This is a genomic window from Sphingomonas sp. P4_G3 (assembly GCF_056401105.1).
Genome location: NZ_JBFUJZ010000006.1, coordinates 1 through 18,646 on the forward strand (window position 1 = coordinate 1; position 18,646 = coordinate 18,646).

Genomic DNA, 18,646 nt, shown 5'->3' on the forward strand with positions numbered 1-18,646 from the left:
CGTGTACATTGCGCCCGGCCGCGACGTGCCGACGACACAACCGGGGGGTAAATGGTACCTCGTCAATGGCAGTTCCTATGCGGTCGCGCATGTCAGCGGGCTGATCGCGCTGGTGCGCCAGTCCAGCGGTCGCGCGACACGGATCGCGCTGAACCGCATGGCGGGCGGCGCGATCGACGCCTGCGCGACCCTGGTCGGGACATCGCCGGCCTGTGATTGCTCGTGCGCGATCGACCACCGGCTCGCGGGGAAGCCGCGCTGACGGCGAGCGCGGGCTGGAGTTTCTGACGCACCGCTTAAATCTTGCGACGGGCGCGGTATCACCCGCCGGCTCAGACTCTAACTGCTTCCCCGAACCGCCAATTGCACGGGAACGAACGCCTTTCCGGTTCCGCCCGCCGGTTCTGTCGGTCCGAACAGCGCCTCGACCAACATCTCGCCCGCGCTTGCCACGTCCTGTTCGATCGTCGTCAGCGCTGGCGTGGATTGGCGCGCGCCGAAACCACCGTCGAAGCCGACAATCGCGACGTCCGCGGGAATGCGGATGCCCGCTTCCTGCAAGCCGCGCATGATGCCCGAGGCAAGCGTATCCGACGCCGCGAACACGGCGTCGATCGGGGGGGTTATTGCCAGCAATTGCGCGGCCGCCGCTTCTCCCTGCGCGTGGCGGTCGTCGATCGGCGGTGCCGTCGCCTCGATCGGGGGCAGGCCGTGTTTCGCCAGCACATCGAGATACCCCTGCCGCCGCAAGCGAAACGCCTGATGCGCCTCCCAGCCGGGTCCAACGAACGCGATCCGCCGGCGGCCGGCACCTATCAAATGCTCGACCGCCAGCACGCCCGCCGCATGATTGTCGGCGCGGACGATCGGTAGAGAGTCATCCGGCGCGCCCCAAGCGACGAGGTTGCTGCCGGCCTGCCGCGCGCGGGCGAAATAGTCCCAGGCCGAGCGGTTCGCGGCGGTGCCAATCACGATCAGGCCGTCGGCTTCGCGCCGTTGTTCGAAGTCGCTGCGCAGCGAGTCCGACGTGCTCTGATACGATAGCAGGATACCCATGCCGCGCCGCGCCGCCGCCGCCTCGACCGCGCCCAATATGTCGAAATAGAAGGGATTGAGCGCGCGCCGCTCGAGTTCCGATGACGTCAACAGAACCACCGCCACCGTCCCGACCGCACCGCCGCGGAGCCTGACCGCCCGGCTGTCCGGACGATAGCCGAGCTCTGCCGCCGCGCGGGCGACGCGGTCGCGCGTCTCGGCCGTGATCGAGGCGTCACCGCGCAAGGCGCGCGACACGGTCGATTGCGACACCTGGGCAAGCGATGCGACGTCGAACGAGGTAGGGCGATGCGCCCGCTCGCTGGTCCTCTCCTCGTCGAATTCGGTTTGCATCGGGATGCAATTATCGACGTTGCCGGCGGACCTGTCTCTAAAATTCGACCTCGCGCGATCAGAAGCGCAAGCAATGGTGGCGAGGGGGAGCGCCAGTATGCCGCGTCCGCTAGCGGACGCCGGTCAGCCGATAGCCCACGCCGGGCTCATTGGTGATCAGCCGCGGTCGCGCGGGGTCGGCTTCCAGTTTCTGGCGCAAATTGCGCACGACGATGCGCAGATAATCGACATGGTCCTCATGCGCCGGGCCCCAGACCGTGCGTAGCAGCTGGCGATGTCCGATCACGCGGTCGGGCCGCTTGGCGAGTTCGGCGAGCACGTCATATTCCTTGGGGGAAAGGTGGACTTCCTCGCTCGCTCGGCGGACACGGCGGCGCTCGAGGTCGATTTCGACGTCGCCGGTGGTCACTGTCGTCTGCCCCGTCTCGCCGGCAACGCGGTGGCGCAGCGCCGTGCGGACTCGCGCGAGCAATTCCTCGGTATCGAACGGCTTGGTCAGATAGTCGTCCGCGCCGAGGTCGAGCGCGGCGACCTTTTCCGCCGTTTCGCCGCGTGCGGAGACGACGATGACTGTGGCGCCGATGCGAGCCCGGAAAAGCTGGATCAGTTCGAGCCCGTCGCGATCGGGTAGCCCGAGGTCGAGCAACACGACCTCGGGCTTGTCGATATCGGCGGCCGTCAGCGCTTCACGCGCGGTCGCCGCTTCGGTCACCGCATAGCCTGAACGCTCGATCGCGACGCGCAGGAGGCGGCGGATATGCGCGTCGTCCTCGACGATCAGGATCCGGGGCTGGGCGGCCATTTAGGGTGCAGACCGGTTACCAATGAGGTCGAGATGGAGACGAAAAAGGCTGCTGGGAGAGAGGGCGCGCAGCCAGATAGCGGAGGCTATCTGGCAAGCGTCCGACCGCTCCAGCGGCCTTTTTCGTCCCACCGCTTCGCGGCAGCCATGTCCGGGCGCTGTGGCGCGTCGGAGCGCTCGAACGGGGGAAAACCCCCGTTCTTCGCACTCCTCCTCCCACAGCATCCCGGACATGGCTGTCTCGATCCTCATTGGTAATCGGTCTGCACCCTAGCAACGTTACGGGCGCGGCGCGATCCGGTCGAGGGCAAGATTGAGGGCAAGGACGTTGACGCGTGGCTCGCCGAGGAATCCGAGCAAGGGATAGGCAGTGTTGTCGGCGACGACCTGGCGCAGCTTGGCGGGGTCGATCCCGCGCGCCTTGGCGACGCGCGACACCTGGAACAAAGCCGCCTCGGGGCTGATATCGGGATCGAGCCCCGAGGCGGAGGCCGTCACCAGATCGGCGGGTACATTGGAACCTGGTGCGGGAGCGGATGCCTTGGCCGACGCGAGGTCGCTCTTGACGCGGTCGACTAGCGCCTGGCTGGTCGGGCCGAGATTGGAGCCGGACGAGGCGGTGGCGTCATAGCCATTCTTGCCCGCGGCCGAGGGGCGGCCGTGGAAATAGCGGTCCGAGGTGAAGCCCTGGCCGATCAGCGACGAGCCGATGATAGTGCCCTTGGCATCGCGGATCAGGCTGCCGTTTGCGGCGCCGGGGGCGATGATCTGGCCGATGCCGGTGATCGCCGCCGGATAAGCGAACCCGAGAAGGATCGCGAACAGCAAGGTCAGCACAAAGGCTGGGCGGAGGGCAGTGGTGAAATCCTTGAGCATGTCTTTCTTCCTTTCTAGCCCCTCCCCTTCAGGGGAGGGGTTGGGGTGGGGCAGTGCCGCGGGCAATGTGCTCTGCGAGGCATCCCCCACCCCCAACCCCTCCCCTGAAGGGGAGGGGCTTTGTTGCGGCTAGGCTAGCCCCAGCCCGCCCACCGCCAGGTCGATCAGCTTGATCCCGACGAACGGCGCGAGCAGGCCGCCGAGGCCGTAGACGGCAAGGTTGCGCGCGAGCAGCGGCCCGGCGCCGATCGCTCGATATTTGACGCCCTTGAGCGCCAGCGGGACTAAACACGGGATGATCAGCGCGTTGAAGATGATCGCCGACAGGATCGCCGAGCGCGGGCTGCCGAGCCCCATCACGTTGAGCACGCCGAGCCCCGGATAGAGCACGACGAACATCGCCGGAATGATCGCGAAATATTTGGCGACATCGTTGGCGACCGAGAAAGTGGTCAGTGCGCCCCGAGTCATCAGCAGCTGTTTTCCCAGCCCGACGATCTCGATCAGCTTGGTCGGGTCGCTGTCGAGGTCGACCATGTTGCCGGCTTCTCGTGCCGCCTGCGTGCCGGTGTTCATCGCCACCCCGACATCGGCCTGCGCCAGAGCAGGGGCGTCGTTGGTGCCATCGCCGCACATTGCGACCAGCTTGCCGCCGGTCTGTTCGGTGCGGATCAGCGCCAATTTGTCCTCGGGTGTCGCCTCGGCGAGGAAGTCGTCGACGCCAGCTTCGGCGGCGATCGCGGCGGCGGTCAGCGGGTTGTCGCCGGTGATCATCACCGTGCGGATCCCCATGCGGCGCAGCTCGGCGAAACGGTCGCGGACGCCCGCCTTGACCACGTCCTTGAGCGCCACCGCACCCAGCAGCCGGCCGTTGCGGACCACGGCGAGCGGAGTCATGCCGCCGCGGGCGATCTCGTCGGTCGTGCGCTTGATCTCGACCGCGCCGGGAGTGTCGGCGCCGAGCATCCTGAGGATCGAATCGACCGCGCCCTTCAACACCTTGTCGTCGCCGACCTTGACGCCCGAGCTGCGCGTCTGCGCGGTGAAGGGGATGATCTCGGCGTCTGCCGGCAAGGTGGTGGCGAGCGCGAACTTCTCGCGAGCGAGCGTGACGATCGAGCGGCCTTCGGGCGTCTCGTCGGCCAGGCTGGCGACCATCGCCGCCTCGGCCAGCGTCTTTACATCGACGCCGGTCAGCGGGCGGAACTCGCTCGCCTGGCGGTCGCCGATCGTGATCGTGCCGGTCTTGTCGAGCAGCAAGGTATCGACGTCGCCTGCCGCCTCGACCGCGCGGCCCGATTTGGCGAGCACATTGAAGCGGATCAGGCGATCCATGCCGGCAATGCCGATCGCGGACAGCAAGGCGGCGATAGTGGTCGGGATCAAGGTGATCAGCAGCGCCGCGAGGATCGCGACGGGAACGCTGCCGCCGGCATAGCTGGCGAAACCGGGGATCGTGCCGACCGCGATCAGGAAGATGATCGTCAGTCCGACGAGCAGGATGGTGAGCGCGATCTCGTTCGGCGTCTTCTGCCGCTCGGCGCCTTCGACGAGAGCGATCATGCGGTCGAGGAATCCCTGACCCGGCTCCTGCGTCACGCGGACCTTGATCCGGTCGGAGATGACGCGGGTGCCCGCGGTCACCGCCGAGCGATCACCGCCCGCCTCGCGGATGACGGGAGCGGATTCGCCAGTGATCGCGGCTTCGTTGACGCTGGCGACGCCCTCGACCACTTCGCCGTCGGCGGGGATCAGGTCGCCGGTTTCGACCAGCACCATCTCGCCCTTCTGGAGGCGCCAGGCCTCGACCATGCCCCAGGTGTCGCCAACGCCGGTCAGGCGCTTGGCCTGGAGCTCCGACTTGGTGGCGCGCAGGGATGCGGCCTGGGCGCGACCCCGACCTTCGGCCAGCGCTTCGGCGAAGGTGCCGAACAACACGGTCAGCCACAGCCAGACGATCAGCTGGGCCTGGAAGCCGACGGGCAGCTGCTCGCCGCCGAGCGCGAGCAGGACGGTCAGCAGCAACGCGATCACCGCGGTAGTGAACAGCACCGGGTTCTTGATCAGCTGGCGCGGATCGAGCTTCTTGAAGGAGTCGCCGATCGCCGGGACGACCAGGTTCGCCGAGAACATCGAGGTAGCGGTTGTCATCTTGGGTTACTCTCAGAAGAGCTGGCCGTGGATCATCGCGAGATGATCGGCGATCGGTCCGAGCGCGAGGCTCGGCAGGAAGGTGAGACCGCCCAGGATCAGGATGATCCCGACCAGCAGGCCGACCCACAGGCCGCCGGTGGTCGGGAACGATCCCGCGCCGGCCGGCGTGTATTTCTTGGCCGCCAGGCTGCCGGCGATGGCGAGCACGGGGACGATCACGAAGAACCGTCCGACCCACATCGCAACCCCGAGCAGGCCGTTATACCAGGGCGTGCCCGCGGTCAGGCCGGCAAAGGCGGAGCCATTGTTCCCGGTCGCCGAACTGAACGCGTAGAGGATCTCGGTAAAGCCGTGCGGTCCCTTGTTGAGCGGGCCCGCGAGGCCGTCGGGCATCACAGCCGACAAAGCGGTGAAGCCAAGGATCGACAGCGGCAGCACCGCGATCGCCAGCACCGCGAGCTTGACTTCACGCGCTTCGATCTTCTTGCCGACATATTCTGGCGTGCGGCCGACCATCAGCCCGGCGACGAACACCGCCAGGATCGCGAACAGCAGAAAGCCGTACATCCCCGAGCCGACCCCGCCGACGACGATCTCGCCCAACTGCATGTTGAACAGCGGGACCAGGCCGCCCAACGCGGTCAGGCTGTCGTGCATCGCGTTGACTGCACCGCACGAGGCGGCCGTGGTGACCGCGGTGAACAAGGCGCTCGCGGGGGTACCGAAGCGGACTTCCTTGCCTTCCATGTTCGGACCCGCGAGGCCGAGATGATGGAGGACCGGGTTACCCGCGGCTTCCTGCCAATAGACGACGATGGCGCCGGCGAGGAACAGGATGGTCATCGCGCCCAGGATCGCCCAGCCTTGGCGCGTATCACCGACCGCCTTGCCGAACGTATAGGTCAGCCCGACGCCGATCGCGAAGATCGACAGCATCTGCACCATGTTGGTCATCGCCGAGGGATTCTCGAACGGATGCGCCGAATTGGCGTTGAAGAAGCCGCCACCATTGGTGCCGAGCATCTTGATCGCTTCCTGGCTGGCGACCGGACCCATCGTGATGGTTTGCTTGACGCCTTCCAGCGTGGTCGCTTCGATCGACATGGCGAAGGTTTGCGGCACGCCGCTCAACAGCAGATAAAGCGCGTAAACGACGCTGATCGGCAGCAGCAGATAGAGCGTGATCCGGGTGATATCGGCCCAGAAATTGCCGATACCGGGCGACGCGGTGCCGCCCGACCCCGGGTTGGGGGAGGGGCGCCGGGCGAACCCGCGGAACAGCGCGAACGCGATGGCGATGCCGGTCGCCGCGCTGAGGAAATTGTGGATCGTCAGCGCCATCATCTGGCTGAGGTTCGACATGGTCGATTCGCCGACATACCATTGCCAATTGGTGTTGGTGACGAAGGCGATGGCGGTGTTCATCGAGCCATCCGCGCCGACCCCGGGTAGCTTGCTCTGATTGAACGGCAGGAAGCCCTGCGCGCGCAGGATCAGATAGGTCAGCAACACCGTGATCAGCTGGAAGACCAGCATATGAACGGCGTAGCGACGCCAGCTCTGGTCGGTGTCGGGATTGATCCCCGACAGTCGGTAGAATCCGCGCTCGACCGGGCCGAGCACGACGTGAAGCGGCGTGCGCCGCCCCTCGTAAAGCGCGAACAGCCACAGCCCGATCGGCTTGGCCAATGCCGCCAGCACGGCGACGAAGAGCGCGATCAGCGCCCATCCCTGAAGCGTCATGGAAATATCCTCAGAAGCGTTCGGGCCGCACGAGAACGGCGACGAGGTAGATCAGCAGGCCGAATGCGGTCAGCCCAGCGAGCGCGAGGTGCAGGTTCATTTCAGGCGTTGTCGCACAGGCGCACGAAGGCGAGCGTCGCCAGGAACAGCCCGCCGAGTATGGCGAGCCAGATGATGTCGGGCATGATCGGCCTCCTATTGGTCGGCCGGCGAGATAGGAGGGTAGGGCATTAAGGTGCGCGGGCGAAAGCGTGGCCGCGGCATTAAGAAGCCATTAGAATCGAGCCGTCGTGACTTGCCTTATCCGCGGTTCATGCCGATCCCGTGCTCTGCTTTCGACACTGGAGTTTTGCGCACTTGCCCGACGATAATCGCCCTTCCCCCGACGCGCTGCTCCGCGCCGCGAAAGCCGAAGAGCGCGGGCGGCTGAAGATCTTCCTCGGCGCCGCGCCCGGGGTCGGCAAAACGTTCGAGATGCTGCGCGAAGGCGCCGAGCGCCAGCGCGCCGGAATCGACGTGGTGGTCGCGGTGGTCGAGACGCACGGCCGCGCCGAGACCCAGGCGCTGGTCGAACCGCTCGAGATTATCGCGCGCCGGCCGATCGACTATCAAGGGCACCAACTCGAGGAAATGGACCTGGACGCCGTGCTGGAGCGCCGGCCGCAGCTCGTCCTCGTCGACGAATTCGCCCACACCAATGCACCGGGCAGCCGTCACCCCAAGCGCTGGCAGGACGTGATGGAGCTGCTCGATGCGGGGATGGACGTCTATACCACGCTCAACGTCCAGCACGTCGATAGCCTCAACGACGTCGTTGCGAGCTTCACCCGCGTGCGGGTGCGCGAAACCGTCCCCGACAGCGTGTTCGACGGCGCCGAGGTCGAGGTGGTCGATCTGCCGCCCGACGAGCTGATCGAGCGGTTGAAAGCAGGCAAGGTTTACATTCCGGCCGAGGCGACCCGCGCGCTCGACCGCTTCTTCTCCAAGGCCAATCTGTCGGCGTTGCGCGAAATGGCGTTGCGCCGCGCGGCGCAGAGCGTCGATCAGGCACTGACCGAGCATCTCGATACCCATGCCGTGACGGGAACCTATGCCGGCGGCGAGCGCGTGCTGGTGGCGGTCAGCGAGCTGCCGGGCGCGGACACATTGGTTCGCGCCGCCAAGCGTTTGGCCGATGCGTTGAAGGCGCCATGGCAAGCGGTGTTCATCGAAACGCCGCGTGCCGCCGGGTTCGGCGAGGAGCAGCGGCGCCAGATCGCGGACATGTTGGGGCTCGCCTCCAGCCTGGGCGCGACGATCGCCACCGTACCGGCCGAAAGCGTCACCGCCGGCCTGCGCGACCAGATCGCCGAGGCACGGATCACGCAATTGGTGATCGGCAAATCGAGCCGCAGCTGGTGGTTCGCCTTGCGCCATCGCTCGGTGGTCGAAGCGATGCTGGCGACAGGCGAGGGCCTGGCAGTCCATGTCATTCCGGCCGGCGATGCGCCGCAGCGGATCAGGACCAGCGTTCCACGCGGCGACTGGAGCCTCGCGATCGACGCGTTCGTGCCGCTGATGTTGGTGGCCATGACGACGATCCTGGCCCGGGCGGCCGAGCCGTGGATCGGACCCGGCGGGATCGACCTCATCTATCTGTTGCCGGTGATCGTGGCGTCGGCGCGCCTCGGACTGTGGCCTGGCGTCGGCACCGGCATCTTGGCGGGACTGGCCTATAATTTCTTCTTCCTGCCGCCGCTCTACACCTTCACCATCGCCGATCCGCAGAGTGTGCTGACGATGTTCGTCCTGATCGGCATCGCCACCTTCACCGCCAATCTGACCGGCCGGCTCCGAGTGCGCGCGACGATCGGTGCACGCAGCGCGCACGAGAACGCCGCGGTGGCGGGGTTCGGCCAGGCGCTGGCCCGCGCGTCGGATTGGCGGACGACCAGCGAGACGATCTGCAGCGAAGCGGCGCGATTGCTCGGCGTGACCGTGATCCTGCTCGACCAGCGCGACGGCGAACTCGAGTGCATCGCTTCGGCACCCGGCCCGACGCCGGAACTCGGCACGGTCGATCGCGCCGCCGCCGACTGGGCGTGGAGCAGGGGCGAGGCGACCGGAGTCGGCACCGCAACCTTGGTCTCCGCCGATTGGCAGTTCCAGCCGCTCAAGACATCGCTCGGCGTGCTCGGCGTGGTGGGCTTGCTCGCCGAGGATGGCGGCAACCCGGTCGGTGCGGATCGCGCGGTGCTGCTGACCACCTTGCTGGGCCAGGCCGCGCTCGCACAGGAGCGCCTGAAGCTCGAGGACCAGTTGCGCGACGTATCGGTCTTGCGCGAGCGTGACCGGTTGCGCGCGGCATTGCTGTCGTCGATCGGACACGATCTGCGCACCCCGCTGACCTCGGTCGCCGCCTCGGTCGACGCCCTGGCGCGGCAATATCCCGATGCCGCGGCAGTGCCGTTGGCGCGCGCCGATATCGCGCGGCTGCGGCGCTTCCTCGACAATCTGCTCGACATGGTGCGGCTCGATACGGGGGCGCTGGTGATCTCCCCAGAGGCGATCGACCTGACCGACGCGGTGGCCAGTGCGGTCCACGATCTCAAAGACTTGCTGCGTGGCGTGCATATCGATTTACAGGTGCCGGTGGACTTGCCGCTGGTCCGTGCCGACCCGACTCTGCTTCACCATGTGCTGATCAACCTGCTCGCCAATGCCGCGATCCATGGCGGCGACGGACGCGTCGCGATCATCGGCAAGCGGATGCCGGACGCCGTCTTGCTGGCGGTGCGTGACCACGGTCCCGGACTGGAGCCGGGATCGGAAAAACGCGTGTTCGATACCTTCGCGCAGGGGCGCGGCAGCGACCGCAGCGGCGGTAGCGGGTTGGGCCTCGCCATCGCCAAGGGGTTCGCCGAAGCGATGCAGGTCGGTATCGCCGCCCGCAATCACCCCGATGGCGGGGCTGAGTTCTCGCTGGCCTTCGCCGTGTAACCGGTTTTTTTCCGGTCCGGCTCTGCCGCACCTCAATTCGTCGCAAGGCGTTTGTACATCAAATCGATCGGAATAGCTTTGCATCAGGCGCCGCCGAGTCGGAGGCGCTCGCAAGAACAGAGGCGACGCGCCCGCTTGGGAGAGCTGTCATGGATCGCGACTTCGATACGTCGTTCGACAAGCCTGTTCCGATTATCGTCTCGGTCAAGGGCGATACCCAGATCGCGGCGCGCTTGCAGCGCGTCGAACTCGATCTTTCCCGCTTCCACAGCGGGCGCTGGGCATTGCAGCTCGATGCTGTGATGGCCAATCGCGCCGAGCCCGCCGTCATCCTGGCGCAGGGCGTGGCGTGCCTGGCGGTGGCGTGGTGGGCGCAGCTCTCGCCGCGCTCCTACCTGCGCAACATCCGCGGCGCGGTGCTATTGTCGCCGCTAAGCTATGGCTTCGGCCAGTCGGCGATCGCGCGCAACGTGCGGCTGAGCCCCGCGACCAAGCTGCCGTTTCCGTCGATCGTCGCCTGCGATCCGTCGCCCGCGGTCGAACAGGTGCTGGCGCTGGCCGACAGCTGGGGAAGCCGCTTCGTCGACGCCAGCAGTCTCATGCCCGGTCACCCGAGCAATCGCAGCGCGACCGGCACCCATGCCGAGCAAAGGCTGGTCGACCTGCTCGCGACGCTTGGCGGCGATGCTTTTACGAGTCCGGCGCCGGCGCCCATCGAACAGGAACGGCTGCTCTCGCTGGTCGATTAGGGTAACGATAGTCCGGCTTTCAGACTCCCCTCCCTGCAAGGGWGGGGTTGGGGGTGGGTGCGCGCGTCTGCGCGCCCAAAAAGACTCATCGACCTACCGGCAAAACAGCGTCGGACGAGGCATCGAGCCTCGCCCGACGCTAAACCACCCCTTGATCCCCTCCCTGCAAGCAGGGAGGGAAAATTTGAACGTCGCCCCGCACTGGATTGCCAAGCTCAAAACATGTCTTGCGATACCCATCACGCAGCGGTGACAGCGGCGCGCTTCGCCCCTAACAAGGCGCGGTGACCGGGGGCGACGCCACAAGAACGCTGCGAATGATGCTGGCGATCACGCGTGCCCTGGCCGCGATGAGCCCGCGACGGACGGCGACCGCCTTGGGCCTCGCGCTTAGCGGCGCCGCGGTCGAAGGTGCAGGCCTGTTGCTGCTCGTGCCTATCCTGACTGTGGTGACGGGCGGTGGCCCCGGCTGGGTGCATCGCTATGCCGCGAAATGGGGCATTGCCGGCACCCCACACCTGATCGCGTGGATGATGATCGCCTTCATGGCGATGATGGTCGTGCGCGGGTTGGTGCTCTATGCGCGCGATCTTTCGATGCAGGCGCTCCAGGCGCGCTTCGTCGATGCCCAGCGCCTGCGCGTCCTGCGCGCGCTGGCGGTCGCGCCGTGGCGGGAAATCGCCGCACTCGACCATTCGCGGACGACGACGTTGATCGGAATCGACGTGATGCGGATTGGCGTCACGGCACAGCAGCTGATCCAGATGACTGTCGCCTTGATCTCCACGCTGGTGCAGCTTGCCGTCGTCGCCGCGCTCGCGCCCGTACTGGCGCTGATCGCGGGCGTGGCGATGGTGATCGGGGCGGTGCTGATCGCGCTCAACCAGGCGCGCAACCACAGTAGCGGCGAACTGGCGATGCGCGCGGGCCAGAACATGATGAGCAACGCCAGCAGCTTTCTGGGCGGGCTCAAGATCGCCGCCGCGCAGCAGATGCGCGATCGGTTTGTCGACGAATTCGCCGCGTCGCAATCGGTCGCGCGGCGGCGGCAATTGTGGTTCCAGCGCGACCAGGCGCGGGCGCGCTTGTGGTTCACGTTGGGATCGGCGGTGGCGTTGGCGGGCGTGGTGCTCGCGGGTGTCAACCTCCTGGGCGTGCCGCCGGCGCGGCTGATCATCGTCGTCCTGGTGTTCGGGCGGATGGTGGGGCCGGCCCAGGCGATCCAGCAATCGATCCAGCAAGTCGCTTATGGCGTCCCCGCGTTCGAAGCGGTGCGCGAGGCGGAACGGCATTTCGGCGCGTTCGCGCAGGCCGAGGCCGACGTGCCACCCCCCGGACCGATCGAGCTGTCGCACGTGACCTATCGCCATCACGGCGGCGGTGGCGTGGGCGACGCGACACTGACCATCGCCGAAGGATCGATCACCGGGCTGACCGGGGCGAGCGGTGGCGGCAAGACCACCCTGGTCGACATCATCACCGGCCTGCTCGAACCGCAACAGGGCACGATTACCGTCGGCGGCCGCGCGCTCGGCAGCGGCTGGGGCGGGGCGATCGCCTATGTCCCGCAGGACGGCTTCCTGTTCCACGACAGTGTGCGCCGCAATCTCGATTGGGGCGACGAGACAGTCAGCGAGGACATGATGCACGCGGCGATCGATGCGGTCGGTGCCACCGCGATCGTCGCGCGGATGCCCAAAGGGATCGACAGCATCGTCGGCGAGCGGGGTGCGCTGCTGTCGGGCGGCGAACGCCAGCGATTCGCCATCGCCCGCGCGCTGCTGCGCAAGCCGCGCCTGCTGGTGCTCGACGAGGCGACCAACGCGATCGATCAGGGGAGCGAGGGCGATTTGCTAAAGCGTCTGGCCGCACTCGACCCGCGCCCGACTATCCTGATCGTCGCGCATCGCGATTCGAGCTTGCGGCTGTGCGACACGCTGATCCGCGTCGATGACGGGGTGGCGCGGGTGATGGGGTGACATCCTCCACATCAACGTCATGCCGGGCTCGTCCCGGCATCCAACGTGCCGGTTAACGAATGACAAGAGGGTCTAGGTAATCCCTTGCTGCCCGTTGGACCCCGGCACAGGGCCGGGTTGACGTGTAGATCTAATGGTTGCCTTTCCTCAAATCGCGCCCGCGAAGGTATCGCACTGGCGGTAATCCCCGCTGTCGAGGCCGCGCTTCAGCCAGGTCATGCGCTGCTCGGACGTGCCGTGGGTAAAGCTGTCCGGGACCACGCGACCCTGCGTTTCCTTTTGTAGCGTGTCGTCGCCGATCGCCTTGGCCGCGGTCATGCCTTCCTGGAGATCGTCGGGATCCATGCGATTGCGGTTCTGCGCCGCCCAGACGCCCGCAAAGCAATCGGCCTGGAGCTCGAGCATCACCGATAAGCGGTTGCCTTGGGCCTCGCTCGAGCTGCGTTTCAGCCGCGTTACGCGATCGGAAATGCCCAACAAACTCTGGATATGATGGCCGAATTCGTGCGCGATGACGTAATCCTGCGCGAAGTCGCCGGGCGCGCCGAAGCGCTGCGACAATTCCTGGAAGAAGCTGGTGTCGAGATAGATGCCCTGGTCGCCGGGGCAATAAAACGGCCCCATCGCCGATTGCGCGGCGCCGCAGCCCGACTGGCCGTTGCCCGAATAGAATACCAGCTTGGGGGCGACGAAGCGCTGACCCTGTTGCTGGAAGATCGCCGCCCAGGTCTTGTCCGCCGAACTGAAGGCATTGCACGCGACCTTGGACGACGCGTCGAGGGTGCAGCTCGACCGGACGTCGCTGCCGCCGGCGGTGCGGCTTGCTTCGGTCGGCGCGCGGCTGCCGCCGGTGCTACCGGTGTCGGCGAATTGCAGGCCGCCGCTGAACACGAAGAACAGTCCGACGACAACCGCCACACCCAGACAGCCGAACCGGTTGAAGATGAAGGGCAGGAAGGCGAACAGCAGTCCACCGCCCCCTCCACCGCCGCCGAATCCGCCGAAACCGCTGCCGCCCTGGCCACGCTGATCCTCGACATTGATGTTGGGATCGAAGTCGTCGAGCCGCATCGGCTGCCCCTTTTGTCGTTTTCGTCGCGTATCAAAATGCGCTCCAACGGCCATGGTTGCAATCGCCCGATTGATCGACTCGGGCTCTTGGCCCATGCGGGCTCGCGATGGCCGATATTAAAGCCCGCCGCCGCGCCAAGGCGCTCCCCTTGCCCGAACAAGTGGCATTGGTGCTCCAGGGGGGCGGGGCGCTGGGCAGCTATCAGGCGGGCGTCATCGAAGGGCTGGAGACCAACGGGATCGAGCTCGACTGGGTCGCCGGCATTTCAATCGGTGCGGTCAATGCCGCGATCGTCGCGGGCAACCCGCCCGAGCGGCGAGTCGAACGGCTGACCGCGTTCTGGGACAAGGTGACCAGTTCGCTGCCCAGCTTTCCGATCTTCCCCGACGATATGGTGCGTGAAGCGCTGCACGAATGGTCGGCGGGGTTCGTGATGCTGGCGGGCGTCCCGGGCTTTTTCTCGCCGCGCGGCCTGGCGCCGATGATGGCGGCGCCGGGGACCGATGCCGCGCTCAGCTTCTACGACAGCGCGCCGCTCCGCGACACGCTCAACGAGCTGGTCGACTGGGATTTGCTCAACGACGGGCCGGTCAGGCTGTCGGTCGGCGCGGTCGATGTCGAAAGCGGCAATTTCCGTTATTTCGACAATCGCCTCGATCGGATCGACGCGCGCCACATCATGGCCTCGGGCGCGTTGCCGCCGGGGCTTCCTCCGGTCGAGATCGAGGGTCGGCTGTGGTGGGACGGCGGGCTCGTCTCCAATACCCCGCTCAGCCATGTGCTCGATCACCAGGCCGAAGCCCTGCTGGTGTTCCAGGTCGACCTGTTCCCGTCGATCGCGGTGCGGCCGCGAACGATCATGGACGTAATGGCGCGCGAAAAGGAGATCCGCTTTTCCAGCCGCTCGCGCGAAATCTCGACGCAATTGATGCGGCTGCGCAAGGATCGCGAGATCGCGCGGCGCGTGCTCGCCAAACTGCCGCCCGAAATGGGCAACGACCCCGACGTTCGCGCGCTGGCCGAGCGATCGGCCGAATATCCGGTCAATCTGGTCCATCTGATCTATCGCGCCAATGCCTGGGAAGGCGGCGCGCGCGATTTCGAATTCTCGGCGCGGACGATGCGCGAACATTGGCAGGCGGGCAGCGAAGACGTCGCCGCGACGATGGCCAACGCAGAACTGGTCGCCGAGAACATCATCGACGGCAAGACCGCCGCCTTCGACCTCACCCCCCGCTAAGGAGAAGACCCGCATGTTCCTCAAGGGTAAGAGCGCCATCGTCACCGGTTCGACCTCGGGCATCGGACTGGCCTATGCCAAGGCGTTCGCTGCCGAGGGCGCGAGCGTGATGATCAACGGCTTTGGTGACGCTGCCGCGATCGAGAAAGAACGCGCCGCGCTGGAAGCGACGAGCGGGACGAAGGCGCTGTACGATGCCGCCGACATGACCAAGGCCGAGGCGATCGAGGCGATGGTCAAGCGCTGCCATGACGAGCTCGGCGGACCTGACATCATCGTCAACAATGCCGGCATCCAGCATGTCGCGCCGATCGACGAATTCCCGACCGACAAATGGGACGCGATCATCGCCATCAATCTGACCAGCGCGTTCCACATGATGCACGCGTCGATCCCGTACATGAAGGCGGCGAAATGGGGGCGGATCATCTCGACCGCCTCGGCGCACAGCTTGGTCGCCAGCCCCAACAAATCGGCCTATGTCGCCGCCAAGCACGGCATCGCCGGCCTGACCAAGACTGCGGCGCTCGAGGTTGCGACCGACGGGATCACCGTCAATGCGATCTCGCCCGGTTATGTCTGGACGCCGCTGGTCGAGAACCAGATCCCCGATACGATGAAGGCGCGCGGTCTGACGCGCGAGCAGGTGATGAACGACGTCCTGCTCGCCGCTCAGCCGACCAAGGAATTCGTCACGCCCGAGCAAGTCGCGGCGCTCGCGCTGTTCCTGTGCCGCGACGAAGCCAAGTCGATCACCGGTGCCAATATGACCGTCGACGGCGGCTGGACCGCGGCCTGACGTCTTTTCAGCTTGCTGAAACCGACTCTAACGTATCGCCTGCGCAACCATCCCTTCGGTGGTTGGTTGTCTCGGCATGAAAAGGGCGCATTTCGGGGCGCTGATAGGTGCCCTGTTCGTGGTCGCGGTCGCTCCGGCGATGGCGAAAGACGACATACCGGCGGACTGGCGGCGCGTGGCGACGGCGGACGACCGCGTGCGGTTGCGCAATACGCGTCAAGCGTGGCTGGATGCGCTCGCCAAAGCACGCGCGGCGGGCCAGGGTAAGGCGATCGCCGCGCAAGGCGTGTTGTTCGATCCTGATCGAGCTCTGGTAGGTGCCAAGCCACCCGCCGGCGATTATCGCTGCCGCGTCTTCAAGCTCGGCGGACAGCGGCCGGGCAATCGCGACTTCACTGCCTATCCCGCCTTCCGCTGCCGCATCGATCCCGAAGGCGAGATGCTGAGTTTCTACAAGATCGGCGGGTCGCAGCGCCCCGCGGGGCTGGTGTTCGACGACGACCGCTATCGCCAGATATTTCTCGGCACATTATCGCTCGGCGACGAAGAGAATCCGATGGATTATGGCCGCGATGCCAATCGCGACATGGCGGGGATCGTCCAGCGGATCGGGCCGCGGCGTTGGCGGCTGGTGCTGCCCTATCCGCATTTCGAATCTTTGCTCGACGTGGTCGAATTGGTGCCGATCGACTGATCCTCGGCGTGCCGCGGCACGGGTCAGCCCTCCGCACCCGCCGCTGCAGGATTTTGACAAAGAAAATGCCCGCCGAGATCGACCCGGCGGGCATCCTTTCCTCCCCAGGAAAGTCGGAAACCTTACAAGACTGAAGCGCAGACGCTCGTCTCTGAGCGGGCAACTGGCCGAATTTCGCGCGTTGGGCGATATCGCATCGGTCCGTGCCGAGGTCGGGCTGTCGACCGATCGGGCGACATTGCCAGTCGGTATGTAAAGTATTGACAATTGACCGCCGCCGCCGGATCGCTGCCGCCGGGCAATTCTATTCGGGGACTGGCATGGCCGATCGCAAATTGCTGGCAGGGCACGCGGTCCGACGGTTGCGTCGGCGCGCTGGACTGACTCAGGCGGCGATGGCGGAGATGCTCGTCATCTCGCCCAGCTATCTTAATCTAGTCGAGAAGAATCAGCGCCCGCTATCAGCGGCGTTGCTCGTCAAGCTTGCCGAGACATTCGATTTCGATCCGCGCGCGCTGGCGGCGGGCGAGCCCGGCGGCGGCGCGGCGGCGATTCGGCGTCGGCTCGCCGATCCGATGTTCGCCGACCTTGAGATCGACCGTAACGAAGTGGAGGAATGGTTGGCAGGCGCGCCCGGCGGCGCCGAGGCCTTTGCGCGCGTGTTCGATCGGCTGGGACAAGGCGCGGCGACGGGGGAGGCGGGTGGGTCGACTGACGCGATCGCCGAATTGCGCAAGGAGATCGAGCGCTGGCGCGGCCATTACGCCGATCTCGATGCGGCGGCAGAGGCGCTGGCCGACGAGTTGCGGATGGGCGCCGGCGACCTTTACGGCGCGATCGCCGAACGGCTGCGCGTCAAGCACCAGCTCACCATCCGAATCCTGCCGGTCGACGTGATGCCCGATCTGCTGCGGCGGACCGATCTCCATGCCCGCCAGCTGCAAGTGTCCGAGACGCTCGATGCCGCCAGCCGTACTTTCGCCGCGGCCTATCAACTCGGCCAGATCGAGGCGCGATCGATGGTCGAGGCGCTGGTTCAGGGCGCAGCGTTCGCCGACCGGGCGGGCGAGCGACTCTATCGCCGTTATCTGACGAGCTATTTCGCCGCGGCGGTGATGATGCCTTATGCCCGCTTCCTGCGCGCCTGCGAGGCGACCGGCTACGATCTCGAACTGTTGCAGCGGCGCTTCGGCGCGGGGTTCGAGCAGGTCGCGCATCGGCTGACCACGCTCCAGCGCGTGGGCGCACGCGGGCTGCCCTTCTTCATGGTGCGGATCGACCGCGCCGGTCAGGTCTCGAAGCGCTTTTCGGGCGCGAGCGGTTCGCCGTTGGTCGAGAGCGACCGGCGCTGCCCGCTCTGGCGGGTGCATTCGGCGTTCGATCGGCCGGGCGACCTTGCGGTCCAGCTGGTCGAACTCGAGGATGGTGCGCGCTGGCTGACACTTTCGCGCACCGTGACGCCGCAGGGTCGCCGTTATGGCGCGGTGCAGGCGGAATTCGCGGTCGGACTTGGCGTCGCGGCGGACGTGGCGGGCGGCATGGCGGCGGCACGGGGGATCGACCTGACGGGGGAGGCGACCCCGATCGGCCTGGGCTGTCGCGCTTGCGCGCGCTCATCCTGCCCGCAGCGTAGCGCCGCGCCGGCGGGCCGCGCGCTGCTGGTCAACGAACGCGAACGCGGGGTCAGTCCGTTCACCTTCGGTGGCGATTGAGATGGCCGCGGCTGAGATCAGATTGCTCGGGCCCACCGACTTGTCGCTGATGCACCAGATGCTCGGCATGTTCGGCGCGGCGTTCGAGGATCCGGCTGGCTATGATGATGCGCGACCTGACGACGCCTGGCTCGCGCGCCTGCTCGGCGGCCAAAGCTTCATTGCGCTCGCAGCGCTGGCCGATGGCGCCGTGGTGGGCGGGATCGCCGCCTATGTCCTCGACAAGTTCGGACAGGCGCAGCGCGAGATCTATCTCTACGATCTGGCCGTTGCCGAGCCCTATCGCCGGCGCGGCATCGCGACCGCGCTGATCGAGGAACTGAAGCGCGTGGCGAAAGCGCGCGGCGCTTATGTCATCTTCGTCCAGGCCGATTTGGGCGACGATCCCGCGATTGCCCTCTACTCGGGATTGGGCAGGCGCGAGGACGTGTTGCACTTCGATATCGATCTCGACTGAA

General features: G+C 66.5%; 15 protein-coding genes and 1 pseudogene. 9 read left to right on the forward strand and 7 right to left on the reverse strand.

Annotated features, from left to right (window positions below):
- Positions 1-262, forward strand: a pseudogene (locus tag AC1DQQ_RS15360) (S8 family peptidase); the annotation flags it as partial.
- A gap of 77 nt (positions 263-339) precedes the next feature.
- On the opposite strand, the gene AC1DQQ_RS15365 reads toward AC1DQQ_RS15360, so the two are convergent.
- From AC1DQQ_RS15365 to kdpF, 6 genes are all read right to left on the reverse strand, one after another.
- Positions 340-1,389, reverse strand: a complete 1,050-nt coding sequence (locus AC1DQQ_RS15365; RefSeq protein ID WP_478045676.1) for a LacI family DNA-binding transcriptional regulator — start codon at positions 1,387-1,389, stop codon at positions 340-342.
- A 109-nt stretch (positions 1,390-1,498) separates the two neighbouring features.
- On the reverse strand, positions 1,499-2,191 hold the full coding sequence (locus AC1DQQ_RS15370) for a response regulator (RefSeq protein WP_478045677.1): 693 nt from the start codon (positions 2,189-2,191) through the stop codon (positions 1,499-1,501).
- Positions 2,192-2,470: 279 nt separating this feature from the next.
- Positions 2,471-3,067 (reverse strand): potassium-transporting ATPase subunit KdpC, encoded by a 597-nt coding sequence (kdpC, locus tag AC1DQQ_RS15375; RefSeq protein WP_478045678.1) that lies wholly within the window; start codon positions 3,065-3,067, stop codon positions 2,471-2,473.
- 129 nt (positions 3,068-3,196) lie between these two features.
- Positions 3,197-5,218 (reverse strand): potassium-transporting ATPase subunit KdpB, encoded by a 2,022-nt coding sequence (kdpB, locus tag AC1DQQ_RS15380; RefSeq protein WP_478042828.1) that lies wholly within the window; start codon positions 5,216-5,218, stop codon positions 3,197-3,199.
- 12 nt (positions 5,219-5,230) lie between these two features.
- Positions 5,231-6,964 (reverse strand): potassium-transporting ATPase subunit KdpA, encoded by a 1,734-nt coding sequence (gene kdpA, locus AC1DQQ_RS15385; protein ID WP_478042827.1) that lies wholly within the window; start codon positions 6,962-6,964, stop codon positions 5,231-5,233.
- Positions 6,965-6,974: 10 nt separating this feature from the next.
- On the reverse strand, positions 6,975-7,064 hold the full coding sequence (kdpF, locus tag AC1DQQ_RS15390; protein ID WP_066809408.1) for a K(+)-transporting ATPase subunit F: 90 nt from the start codon (positions 7,062-7,064) through the stop codon (positions 6,975-6,977).
- A 257-nt stretch (positions 7,065-7,321) separates the two neighbouring features.
- On the opposite strand from kdpF, the gene AC1DQQ_RS15395 reads away from it, so the two are divergent.
- The 3 genes from AC1DQQ_RS15395 to AC1DQQ_RS15405 all read left to right on the forward strand — a co-directional run bounded on the left by AC1DQQ_RS15395 (position 7,322) and on the right by AC1DQQ_RS15405 (position 12,671).
- Positions 7,322-9,943: a DUF4118 domain-containing protein gene (locus AC1DQQ_RS15395; protein ID WP_478042826.1), complete on the forward strand. Its 2,622-nt coding sequence runs from the start codon at positions 7,322-7,324 to the stop codon at positions 9,941-9,943.
- Positions 9,944-10,092: 149 nt separating this feature from the next.
- The gene (locus AC1DQQ_RS15400) at positions 10,093-10,692 is read left to right on the forward strand and encodes an alpha/beta hydrolase (protein WP_478042825.1); all 600 of its coding nucleotides are present in this window, start codon (positions 10,093-10,095) and stop codon (positions 10,690-10,692) included.
- Positions 10,693-11,009: 317 nt separating this feature from the next.
- Entirely contained in the window at positions 11,010-12,671 is a 1,662-nt protein-coding gene (locus tag AC1DQQ_RS15405; protein WP_478045679.1) for an ATP-binding cassette domain-containing protein, read from the forward strand.
- 147 nt (positions 12,672-12,818) lie between these two features.
- Here AC1DQQ_RS15405 and ypfJ read toward each other — a convergent pair whose 3' ends face one another.
- Positions 12,819-13,742, reverse strand: a complete 924-nt coding sequence (gene ypfJ, locus AC1DQQ_RS15410; protein WP_478045680.1) for a KPN_02809 family neutral zinc metallopeptidase — start codon at positions 13,740-13,742, stop codon at positions 12,819-12,821.
- Between the two features lie 107 nt (positions 13,743-13,849).
- Between ypfJ and AC1DQQ_RS15415 the strand changes: the two genes are divergently transcribed.
- From AC1DQQ_RS15415 to AC1DQQ_RS15435, 5 genes are all read left to right on the forward strand, one after another.
- Entirely contained in the window at positions 13,850-14,983 is a 1,134-nt protein-coding gene (locus AC1DQQ_RS15415; protein WP_478045681.1) for a patatin-like phospholipase family protein, read from the forward strand.
- 13 nt (positions 14,984-14,996) lie between these two features.
- A complete protein-coding gene (locus AC1DQQ_RS15420; RefSeq protein WP_478032055.1) occupies positions 14,997-15,782 on the forward strand; it encodes a 3-hydroxybutyrate dehydrogenase in 786 nt (261 codons plus the stop codon).
- 76 nt (positions 15,783-15,858) lie between these two features.
- The gene (locus tag AC1DQQ_RS15425; RefSeq protein WP_478032057.1) at positions 15,859-16,476 is read left to right on the forward strand and encodes a DUF4893 domain-containing protein; all 618 of its coding nucleotides are present in this window, start codon (positions 15,859-15,861) and stop codon (positions 16,474-16,476) included.
- Between the two features lie 320 nt (positions 16,477-16,796).
- Positions 16,797-18,188: a helix-turn-helix domain-containing protein gene (locus AC1DQQ_RS15430; RefSeq protein ID WP_478045826.1), complete on the forward strand. Its 1,392-nt coding sequence runs from the start codon at positions 16,797-16,799 to the stop codon at positions 18,186-18,188.
- Between the two features lies 1 nt (position 18,189).
- Positions 18,190-18,645: an AAC(3)-I family aminoglycoside N-acetyltransferase gene (locus tag AC1DQQ_RS15435; RefSeq protein WP_478045682.1), complete on the forward strand. Its 456-nt coding sequence runs from the start codon at positions 18,190-18,192 to the stop codon at positions 18,643-18,645.
- Position 18,646 lies beyond the last annotated feature (1 nt).